General features: G+C 63.2%; 11 protein-coding genes and 1 pseudogene. All 12 read left to right on the top strand.

Translation table 11 applies throughout. From position 1 onward, the window contains the following. Positions 1 to 233, top strand: a pseudogene (locus tag QZ709_RS15745) (copper oxidase); the annotation flags it as partial. Between the two features lie 33 nt (positions 234 to 266). Beyond that, on the top strand, positions 267 to 764 hold the full coding sequence (locus QZ709_RS15750) for a cupredoxin family protein (RefSeq protein WP_294638341.1): 498 nt from the start codon (positions 267 to 269) through the stop codon (positions 762 to 764). 113 nt (positions 765 to 877) lie between these two features. Then, complete coding sequence (locus QZ709_RS15755; protein ID WP_294638342.1) at positions 878 to 1,219, top strand: copper-binding protein; 342 nt, start codon at positions 878 to 880, stop codon at positions 1,217 to 1,219. Between the two features lie 70 nt (positions 1,220 to 1,289). Then, positions 1,290 to 1,778: a hypothetical protein gene (locus QZ709_RS15760; RefSeq protein ID WP_294638343.1), complete on the top strand. Its 489-nt coding sequence runs from the start codon at positions 1,290 to 1,292 to the stop codon at positions 1,776 to 1,778. A gap of 10 nt (positions 1,779 to 1,788) precedes the next feature. Beyond that, the gene (locus tag QZ709_RS15765; RefSeq protein WP_294638345.1) at positions 1,789 to 2,067 is read left to right on the top strand and encodes a DUF2933 domain-containing protein; all 279 of its coding nucleotides are present in this window, start codon (positions 1,789 to 1,791) and stop codon (positions 2,065 to 2,067) included. A gap of 4 nt (positions 2,068 to 2,071) precedes the next feature. Beyond that, positions 2,072 to 2,719 (top strand): isoprenylcysteine carboxylmethyltransferase family protein, encoded by a 648-nt coding sequence (locus QZ709_RS15770; protein WP_294638347.1) that lies wholly within the window; start codon positions 2,072 to 2,074, stop codon positions 2,717 to 2,719. 55 nt (positions 2,720 to 2,774) lie between these two features. Further along, positions 2,775 to 3,275, top strand: coding sequence for a cytochrome c (locus QZ709_RS15775; protein ID WP_294638348.1), 501 nt, complete (start codon positions 2,775 to 2,777; stop codon positions 3,273 to 3,275). 110 nt (positions 3,276 to 3,385) lie between these two features. Beyond that, complete coding sequence (locus QZ709_RS15780; RefSeq protein ID WP_294638349.1) at positions 3,386 to 5,725, top strand: copper-translocating P-type ATPase; 2,340 nt, start codon at positions 3,386 to 3,388, stop codon at positions 5,723 to 5,725. A 105-nt stretch (positions 5,726 to 5,830) separates the two neighbouring features. Then, positions 5,831 to 6,286, top strand: coding sequence for a hypothetical protein (locus tag QZ709_RS15785; protein WP_038213825.1), 456 nt, complete (start codon positions 5,831 to 5,833; stop codon positions 6,284 to 6,286). A 75-nt stretch (positions 6,287 to 6,361) separates the two neighbouring features. Continuing rightward, entirely contained in the window at positions 6,362 to 7,669 is a 1,308-nt protein-coding gene (locus QZ709_RS15790) for a TolC family protein (RefSeq protein WP_010791747.1), read from the top strand. Between the two features lie 15 nt (positions 7,670 to 7,684). Further along, positions 7,685 to 9,196 (top strand): efflux RND transporter periplasmic adaptor subunit, encoded by a 1,512-nt coding sequence (locus QZ709_RS15795; protein WP_038213818.1) that lies wholly within the window; start codon positions 7,685 to 7,687, stop codon positions 9,194 to 9,196. Then, a partial coding sequence (locus QZ709_RS15800; RefSeq protein WP_294638352.1) for an efflux RND transporter permease subunit occupies positions 9,193 to 9,355 on the top strand: 163 nt, incomplete at its 3' end. The genes QZ709_RS15795 and QZ709_RS15800, both read left to right, overlap by 4 nt.

The raw sequence follows: 9,355 nt of genomic DNA on the forward strand, positions 1-9,355 counted from the left end.
TGGGTGGCATGTTCAGTGTCCTGAAGGTGCGCCGCGACCAGAAGCCAGGCGACTACAAGAACCCGGGTTGGTACAAAAACCCGGAGGGCACGGTGGCGTATGAGTACACCGGTCCGATGGCGGAGCCCGCGCGATTCAGCGCAGAGGGCGGCCAGTCCATGCCGCGCGTTCGCAAGCCTGCAACGCCGACCGAAGTCAAGGTGCGCAAGCCGACGTCACATGGTGCGCACTGATTTCTTCCCTTCGTTTTTAACTGGAGATCATCCATGAAGTTCACGCGATCCACCTTCTACCGCCTGCTGGCTGCCGCCGCGCTGACCGCTTCGGGGGCCGCCATGGCCGCAGGCAACCATGCCGGTGGCCACGGCCACGGTGATGGAGAGGAAACCGCCATCGGAAAGCCCGGTGTCGCCGCCAAGGCCAGCCGCACGATCACCATCGAGATGAGCGACACCATGCGTTTCACTCCCTCGAACATTCAGGTCAAGCAGGGCGAGACCGTTCGTTTCATCGTCAAGAACGCCGGCAAGGTCAAGCATGAACTCACCTTGGGCACCGAGAAGGAACTGCTTGAGCATCTGGAGCAGATGCGGAAATTCCCGGACATGGAGCACGACGAGCCCGGCAAGGTCACGCTGCAGCCTGGCAAGCAAGGCGAGATCGTCTGGCAGTTCACCAAAGCTGGCGGTGTGAACTTCGCCTGCCTGATTCCCGGCCACTACGAAGCTGGCATGAAGGGCCTCATTCAGGTCAGCAAGAAGTAGAACCACGCCGCTTCATCAAGGGGATGCACGGTGACTGTGTCGGCTCTCCCACGTCCTGCTGATCCGCAAGGCGGATCAGCAGACATTTTTCAACTCGCGCCCGTGAGGTAGTCATGAACAGCTTCAAGCAATTTCTCTCCGTTTCCGCCGTCGCGCTCGGCATTTTCCTGCCCATGAGCGGGATGGCCCAGACCACATCCGAATCGCCCAAGGCACAGGCCTCTCAACAAGCGTCGCTGACCGACGGTGAGATCAGGAAGGTGGACCTGGACAACGGCAAGGTCACCATCAAGCATGGCGATATCAAGCACCTGGACATGCCGGGAATGACCATGGTCTTTACCGTTCGTGACAAGGGCCAGCTCACCAACCTTAAGCCCGGCGACAAGGTCAAATTCATGGTCATCCAGGAAGGCGGGAAGATGATCGTCACCGACATCCAGCCCGTGCGCTGAGCAAGGTCACAACCGCACCATGCCGCCGGACGCGGCTGCCCGAGTCCATCCACGGCCAGAAGGAAGCATCATGATTCACATTCGCCATTCCCTGATCGGTTTCTGTGTCGCCGCCGCCTCCATGGGTGTGCTGGCACAAGGCTCCGACGAGCACAAGGACCACCACCCGGCGGACGCTGCCGCCCCAGCAGCTACCGCGGCACCGGCTCCTTCGGCGGCATTGCCATCGCCCGGCCAGGCCATGGGCTCGGGCGACATGGCCGCCATGGATCGGCACATGCGGGCCATGCAGGCCATGCACGAGAAGATGGCAGCCGCCAAGACGCCCCAGGAGCGCCAGGCGTTGATGGCCGAACACATGAAGACCATGCAGGACGGCATGCGCATGATGAAGTCGATGCACGGCCAGATGGCATCGGGCAACCCACCCGCCGGTATGGCTGGCATGCAGCACGACCCGCAGATGATGGAAAAGCGCATGGCCATGATGGAGTCGATGATGCAGATGATGATGGATCTAATGTCCATGCCGCAAACCCCCACTCCCGGCACAAAGTGAGGAGGCCGTCATGACCCATGACCATGCATCCCATCCGCAGAGTGTGCAGACCGGCGGGTTCTGGCGCTCGCGCTATGCCATCGGCCTGCTCGTGTTCGGCGCCGTCGCCGGCTACTTCCTATGGACCGAGCACCGCGCCCACCTGGAGCAATGGTGGCCCTATGCCCTGCTGCTGGCCTGCCCGCTGATGCATGTCTTCATGCACAAAGGCCATGGTAGCCATAGCGGGCACGGTGGTGGCTCCGGCGCACCCGACCAGCGAACAGGTCAAGACACCAACGGGAGCTGAGGCCATGGAGCACACAGAACCGTCGTATGGCCTGTGGACTCTGGTGGTGGTCAACGTGGCGATCTTCATCATGTTTGCCTTCAGCTTCTTCAAGCCGGCCAGCGCGCGTGACTGGCGCAGTTTCGGGGCGTTCACGGCCTTCATCGTTGCGCTGTTTGTGGAGATGTATGGTTTCCCGCTGACCATCTACTTCCTGTCGGGCTGGCTGGGCCAGAAGTTCCCCGGCGTGGACCTGCTGAGCCACAACGCCGGCCATCTGCTGGAACTGCAGTTCGGCTGGGGTGGCGATCCTCACCTTGGACCTTTCCATCTTCTCAGCTACCTGTTCATTGGCGGCGGCTTCTGGCTGCTGGCCGAGGCTTGGCCCGTGCTCTATGAGGCCCAGCGGCAGGGGCGGCTGGCGCACACCGGTGTCTACGCCCGCGTGCGGCATCCGCAGTACATCGCTTTCGTCCTGATCATGTTCGGATTCCTTCTGCAGTGGCCGACCTTGCTGACGCTGTTGATGTTCCCGGTGTTGGTGCTGATGTATGCCCGCCTGGCGCACAACGAGGAGCAGGAAAGTGCACGCCGTTTTGGACAGGACTGGGAGGAGTATGCGCAGCGCGTGCCGCGTTTCATTCCGCGTTGGAGCGCAAGGGCGCAGCCTTGAGTAATGCATCCGACGACAGGAATATGGCTGCAAGCATGAAACTGGGGGGAAAGCCATGACGTTGAAATCGCTGGCCCTGGGGGTAGCAGGATTGCTGATCGCGCTGTTGGTCGCAGGGGCGGGTTACTTCTCCCTGCGCGCCACCGACCGGCAAGCGGCAGCGCCGCACAGACTGCGTCCCGGTGATCCCCAGGTGCTGCACGTTGGTGCCCGCATCTACGCCCAGCAGTGCGCGGCCTGCCATGGTGCCAAGGGCGAGGGCCAACCCGACTGGCGGGACCGCGGGCCCGATGGCCTTCTGCCAGCGCCGCCGCATGACGCGAGCGGCCACACCTGGCACCACCCGGACGAGCAGCTGTTCGCCATCACCAAGCAGGGACTGGCACGGCTCATCAATCAGCCCGACTACCGCACGGCCATGCCGGCCTATGACGGCGTGCTGAGTGACGATGAGATCGTGGCCGTGCTGTCATGGATCAAGGCGCAGTGGCCGCCCGAGGTACGGCAGCGTCACGATGAGATCAATGTCCAGTACCGCAAGTCTTTGTCTCAATAGCCAACCTAACGCGGGACGCGTACGGGCCATAAGCGTCCACCAAGAAATGTGCTTGACCTTTCCATGATGGCAAGGTCAAAAATCAAGTCAACTCAAAGAAGGGCATGGATATGAATCATCACTCGCATCACCACGGCCTCACTGCAGGCGCACAGGTTCCAGCGGGAATTATCTATACCTGCCCCATGCACCCGGAGGTACGGCAAGACCAGCCAGGGCATTGCCCCAAATGCCAGATGAACCTGGTGCCCGAGGACGAGGTACATGGGGGCCACCATCACTTGCATGGACATGGGGGCGCCCTGGACCATCCGCCGCCAGAGGTCGCTGCCGAGCCGGTAGCGGCAGTGCCGGCCGGCACCATCTACACCTGCCCCATGCACCCCGAAGTGCAGCAGGATCATCCCGGCAACTGTCCCAAATGCGGAATGACGCTGGAGCCGATCATTCCGCTGGATGAAGAGGACAACAGCGAGTTGAAGGATTTTCAGCGGCGCTTCTGGTGGACGCTGCCGCTTACTGTGATCGTCACGATTCTTGCGATGTGGGGCCATCGCCTTGGCTTGTTCAGCATGGCAACGCAGACCTGGGTCGAATTGTTGCTGTCGCTCCCCGTCGTGCTCTGGACCGGATGGCCATTCTTCGTGCGGGGCTGGCAGTCGATCGTCCACCGCAGCCCGAACATGTGGACCTTGATCGGCCTGGGAACGGCCGCGGCATTCGTCTACAGCGTTGTTGCCACGGTGACCCCGGGTGTGTTTCCCGAATCGTTCATGGCGATGGGTCGCGTCGCCGTGTACTTCGAGGCCGCGGTGGTCATTATTTCGCTGACCATGCTGGGCCAGATCATCGAGCTGAAAGCCCGCTCCCAAACATCGGCCGCGATCAAGTCCCTGCTGGGGTTGGCGCCGAAGACCGCCCGGCGCATCAATGCGGACGGCAGTGAAGAAGATGTGCCTCTCAACCACGTACACGTAGGCGATCTGCTGCGCGTGCGTCCCGGCGAGAAGATTCCGGTCGATGGCACGGTCACCGAAGGCAGCAGCGCGGTCGATGAGTCCATGCTGACCGGTGAACCAGTACCTGTGACCAAGCGGGTTGGCGACAAGCTGATCGGAGCTACCCTCAACACCAACGGTGCGCTGATCATGCAGTCCGAGAAAGTCGGCGCGGCCACCATGCTGTCGCAGATCGTCCAGATGGTCGCGTCTGCCCAGCGCTCCAAGGCCCCCATGCAACGCATGGCCGACGTGGTGGCGGGCAAGTTCGTCATGGTGGTCGTACTGGTCGCCATCGCCACGTTCTTTGTCTGGGGTCTGTTCGGGCCGGAGCCTAGCTGGGTGTTCGGGCTGATCAACGCGGTGGCTGTGCTGATCATTGCCTGCCCGTGCGCGTTGGGCTTGGCCACGCCGATGTCGGTGATGGTCGCCACCGGCCGCGCCGCGACGCAGGGCGTGCTGTTTCGCGATGCTGGCGCGATCGAGAAGATGCGCGAGGTGGACACCCTGATCGTGGACAAGACCGGCACGCTCACGGAAGGCAGACCCGCGTTCGATACAGCCATTGCGGCTCCGGGCTTCACGCCCGATGAAGTGCTGAGGCTGGCAGCCAGTCTGGACCAGGGCAGCGAGCACCCGCTGGCAGACGCGATCGTCAGCGCTGCGCGAGCCAAGGGCTTGCAACTGGCCAAGCCCTCTGATTTCGAGTCGGGCAGCGGCATCGGCGTGCGCGGAACGGTGGAGGGACGGCGCCTGGCATTGGGCAATACGGCACTGATGGAGCAGGAAGGAGTGGCGGTTTCTGCACTGCGTCCCGACGGAGAACGGTTGCGCGGTGAAGGCGCCAGCATCATGCACTTGGCCGTAGACGGCGTGTTCGCGGGCATCCTGGCCGTGACCGACCCCATCAAGGTCAGTACGCCCGATGCCATCCGAACCCTTCACGCCAGCGGTCTGCGCATCGTAATGGCGACTGGAGATGGACTTACCACAGCCAAGGCCGTGGGGGCCAAGCTCGGCATCGATGAAGTGCACGGCGAGGTCAAACCCGCTGACAAGCTGGCCCTGGTCGAAAAACTGCAACGCGAGGGCCATGTGGTGGCGATGGCTGGCGACGGTATCAACGATGCACCGGCGCTGGCGAAGGCCGACGTGGGCGTGGCCATGGGAACGGGCACCGACGTGGCGATGAACAGCGGGCAAATCACCTTGATCAAGGGCGACCTGCGCGGCATCGCGTCGGCGCGCGAGATCTCCATCGACACGGTACGCAACATGCGGCAGAACCTGCTGTTCGCCTTTGTCTACAACGGCATCGGTGTACCCATCGCGGCTGGCGTGTTCTATCCGTTCACGGGCTGGCTTCTCTCCCCATTGATCGCGGCGCTGGCGATGAGCCTGAGTTCTGCTTCTGTGATTTTCAATGCGCTTCGGTTGCGCGGCGTGAAGTAGCCCAGGATGATTTGGAGCCGCTATCAAGTCGAACAACTCGAAAATCAAGTCTTTAGATTGATTGACATCAATTTCACAACACAATCACCTGGCTAACATATCCTCATGATCTGCTTTAGACGCATCGTCACGCAATGGGGCCGCTGGATTGCCAGCGGTCTCGTCGTGACCTTGCTCTTTTCGCAGGTCGCATTGGCGATGTATGCCTGCCCCAAACTGGACTCGGACACGCACGTCGCATCAATGCAGATGGCAGGCATGGCCATGGAGGATGCCGCCAGCATGTCCGGTATGCCGGACTGCCACGCCATGCCGGGAACCATGGACGGTGAGGCGCCGCAGTTGTGCCGAGCACATTGCAGCGGCGATGGCAAGCCGGTGCCTTCATTGCAAGGCTTGGACGTCCAGAGTCTCGCTGCCCAGGCGGTCTGGTTCGCGTACATGCTTCCGGCCGTGATCGAATCCCACGCGGCAGCCGGGCAGCACGTCGCCTATGTCCCGCCCGACCATCGAGCGGGCTTTCCGCCGATCTACCTCACGCTCCAAGTCCTGCGGAATTGACACGCCGATCCGTGCTCGCCGCGCACCGATGCGGCAGACCACGTGATTTCGTGAACACCAATTCCGAGGACAACCATGTTTACTCCCTTTTTTGGCGCCCCCGAGGGGCGCCCGTCGGCGTACGGCCGAGGCACAACGCCGGCCTCGATGCGAGTGCATCGTCTGAAAGCTATCAGCATCGCGTTGGCGGGCAGTGCGCTTGTCTCGCCTGTAGCCTACGCCCTCGATTTTGCTGAGGCACGCCTTATCGCGGAGCAGCAGAGCCCACGCATAAGCGCGCAGCAGTTGCAGGTTAACGTCGCCGAATCCGTGCAGAAGGCAGCAGGCTCGCTGCCCGACCCCAAGCTCTCGCTCGGCATCGAAAACTACCCCATCAGCGGCATGGATCGCTGGAGCATGACGCGCGAATCCATGACGATGCAGCGCTTGGCGCTCATGCAGGAAGTGCCCAACAGGGCCAAGCGCGACGCCCAGGTCGCCAGCGCGCAGGCGCGTGTGGATCGAGAACGCGCGGCGCTGGTTTTGCAGCGATTGCAGATCCGCCAGGAACTCAGCCTGGCGTGGATCGCCGCGCAGGCGGTGGAGCAACGGGAGATACTGCTGACGGAACTGCTCGCGGAGAACCAGCGCCTGCAAGACAGTCTCCCCGCTCGCGTCGCCGGCGGCACCGCCCAGGCTGGCGATCTGTTGGTCGCGCAACAGGAGGCGCTGACACTCACGGACCGCCGTGACGATCTACAGCGGGACCGGGCCAAGGCCAGGGCCGCGTTGCGGCGCTGGGTGGGCTCCAGGGCCGACGAAGCACTGCAAGGCGATCCAGGCCCGCTCACTCGCCCCGTCGCGCAACTGCGCACAGAACTGGCGAATCACGCGGAGCTTGAACTCTATCCGGCGATGCAAAGCATGGCCCGGGCCGAGTCCCGCGAAGCCCAATCAGAGACCCGCGGCGATTGGGCCTGGGAGATAGCCTATAGCCGGCGTGATCGCCGATGGGGCGACATGGTGTCATTTCAGGTGACATTCGATCTGCCTTGGCAGAAGGATCGACGCCAAGTGCCCATGATCGAGGCAAAACGGCACGAGTTGGAACGTCTGGACGCCGAACGCGAAGACGTGGCGCGGCGGCATTTGCAGGAGCTGGACGACAGCGCCGCCGAACTCCAAGCGTTGAACAGCCAGATCGACCGCCTGCAGACCGCCGGCTTGCAACTGGTACGGAACCGAGCGGCACTTGCATTGAGCAACTACCGATCCGCCAAGGGGGACCTGAGCGCTGTGCTCAGTGCACGCGCCCAGGTGCTGGAGACGCGCATGCGTCTGATCGACCTCGGAGCGCAGCGCGACAGCCTCGTCGCCCGACTGAACAGCCTGATCGCGGACTGAGTGGAGACCCTCGCCATGAACACCTCTTCGAGAAACATCCTTGCCGGCTTGACGCTGATTGCTGCCGGTATTGCCGTTGGATGGAGCGTCGCCCAATGGCGCGCCGGCCACCTCAGCGGCTCCGCCGCTGCCACCATTGCAAGTGCTCCGACCGAGCGCAAGGTGCTGTATTGGTACGACCCGATGGTGCCGACCCAGAAGTTCGACAAGCCCGGCAAATCGCCCTACATGGACATGGAGTTGATGCCGAAGTACGCAGATGAAGACACTCAGGACAGCACGGGCCTGAGCGTGTCGGCGCAAGCGGTGCAAGCCCTGGGCCTGCGTATAGCCGAAGTCGTGCAGGGCAAGATCGGCGCAGATGTGAACGTCGTGGGCACCGTGCTGCTCAACGACCGCGACGTAAGCATCGTGCAGGCGCGGACCGCTGGCTTCGTCGAGCGTGTCTATGCACGGGCTGCGGGCGACGTGATCGCAGCAGGGGCACCGCTGGCTGACCTATTGCTGCCGGAGTGGATCGCCGCACAGCGCGAGTTTCTCTCGGTTCGCGCGATGGGCGACGCACCGTTGACCGCAGCTGCCAGCCAACGGCTGCTGCTGCTCGGCATGCCGCAAGCCCTGATCGCCCAGGTGGAGCGCACAGGCGAGCCCAAGGGGCTGTACACGGTCACAACACCTCAAGGCGGCTTGGTGGCCGAACTGATGGTGCGTCAGGGCATGACGGTTTCCGCCGGGGAAAGCTTGGCCCGGGTGAATGGCTTGGCCACGGTGTGGATCGAAGCGGCCGTCCCCGAAGCACAAAGCGGGCCATTGGAGGTCGGCCAAACGGCGCAGGTCCGGCTGGCGGCGTTTCCCGGTGAAGTGCTCCAGGCGCGCATCGTGAGCATCCTGCCCGAAGCCAACCGCGACACCCGTACGGTGCGAGTGCGGCTTGAAATGGCCAATCCCGGCCAGCGCCTGAAGGCCGGCATGTCCGGCCAGATCGCGCTCAAAGGCAACGAACAGCCCGCGCTGCTTGTTCCCAGCGAGGCGGTCATCCGCACCGGCAAGCGCGCACTGGCCTATGTGGTCGATGGACCCGGCAAGTTCCATCCCGTGGAGGTCCAGGTGGGCGCGGAGGTAGGCGATCAACTGGTGGTCAACGGCGGGCTCGCGGCGGGACAGCAGGTGGTGGCCTCGGCGCAGTTCCTTATCGATTCGGAAGCCAGCCTGCGGGGCGTGCTGCCTGCAGGTGCCGCGGCGTCCGCGCCTGCATCGCCGCACAACGGGCACGGCACCTCGTCGCCAACGGCCGCGGCCACCAACGCTTTCGTGGTGCGCGGCGTGATCGAGGAGATGTCGCCCACCGAGCTGACGCTGGCGCACGAGGCCGTGCCAGCCCTCCAATGGCCGGCCATGACCATGGGCTTCAAGCTGAGCAGCCCGCAGCTCGCCGCGGGTCTTTCGGTTCGGCAGCAGGTGCGATTCACCTTCTCCAAGCAAGGTGAGGACTACGTGATCACGGCCATCGAAAAGGTGCAGCCATGATCGCCAAGCTGATTCGATGGTCGGTGGCCAATCGCTTCCTGGTGCTGCTGGCCACCGCCATGCTCACGGCATGGGGCGTGTGGGGCGTTCGCAGCACGCCCGTGGATGCGCTGCCGGACTTGTCAGACGTGCAGGTCATCATTCGCACCAACTACCCAG

It is taken from the genome of uncultured Aquabacterium sp., from assembly GCF_913773725.1.
Taxonomy (GTDB): Bacteria; Pseudomonadota; Gammaproteobacteria; order Burkholderiales; family Burkholderiaceae_C; genus Aquabacterium.

Bases quoted from the DNA above. Each gene is read 5' to 3' on its own strand.
- QZ709_RS15750 (WP_294638341.1), top strand. From the start codon at position 267: ATGAAGTTCACGCGATCCACCTTCTACCGCCTGCTGGCTGCCGCCGCG.
- QZ709_RS15755 (WP_294638342.1), top strand. From the start codon at position 878: ATGAACAGCTTCAAGCAATTTCTCTCCGTTTCCGCCGTCGCGCTCGGC.
- QZ709_RS15760 (WP_294638343.1), top strand. From the start codon at position 1,290: ATGATTCACATTCGCCATTCCCTGATCGGTTTCTGTGTCGCCGCCGCC.
- QZ709_RS15765 (WP_294638345.1), top strand. From the start codon at position 1,789: ATGACCCATGACCATGCATCCCATCCGCAGAGTGTGCAGACCGGCGGG.
- QZ709_RS15770 (WP_294638347.1), top strand. From the start codon at position 2,072: ATGGAGCACACAGAACCGTCGTATGGCCTGTGGACTCTGGTGGTGGTC.
- QZ709_RS15775 (WP_294638348.1), top strand. From the start codon at position 2,775: ATGACGTTGAAATCGCTGGCCCTGGGGGTAGCAGGATTGCTGATCGCG.
- QZ709_RS15780 (WP_294638349.1), top strand. From the start codon at position 3,386: ATGAATCATCACTCGCATCACCACGGCCTCACTGCAGGCGCACAGGTT.
- QZ709_RS15785 (WP_038213825.1), top strand. From the start codon at position 5,831: ATGATCTGCTTTAGACGCATCGTCACGCAATGGGGCCGCTGGATTGCC.
- QZ709_RS15790 (WP_010791747.1), top strand. From the start codon at position 6,362: ATGTTTACTCCCTTTTTTGGCGCCCCCGAGGGGCGCCCGTCGGCGTAC.
- QZ709_RS15795 (WP_038213818.1), top strand. From the start codon at position 7,685: ATGAACACCTCTTCGAGAAACATCCTTGCCGGCTTGACGCTGATTGCT.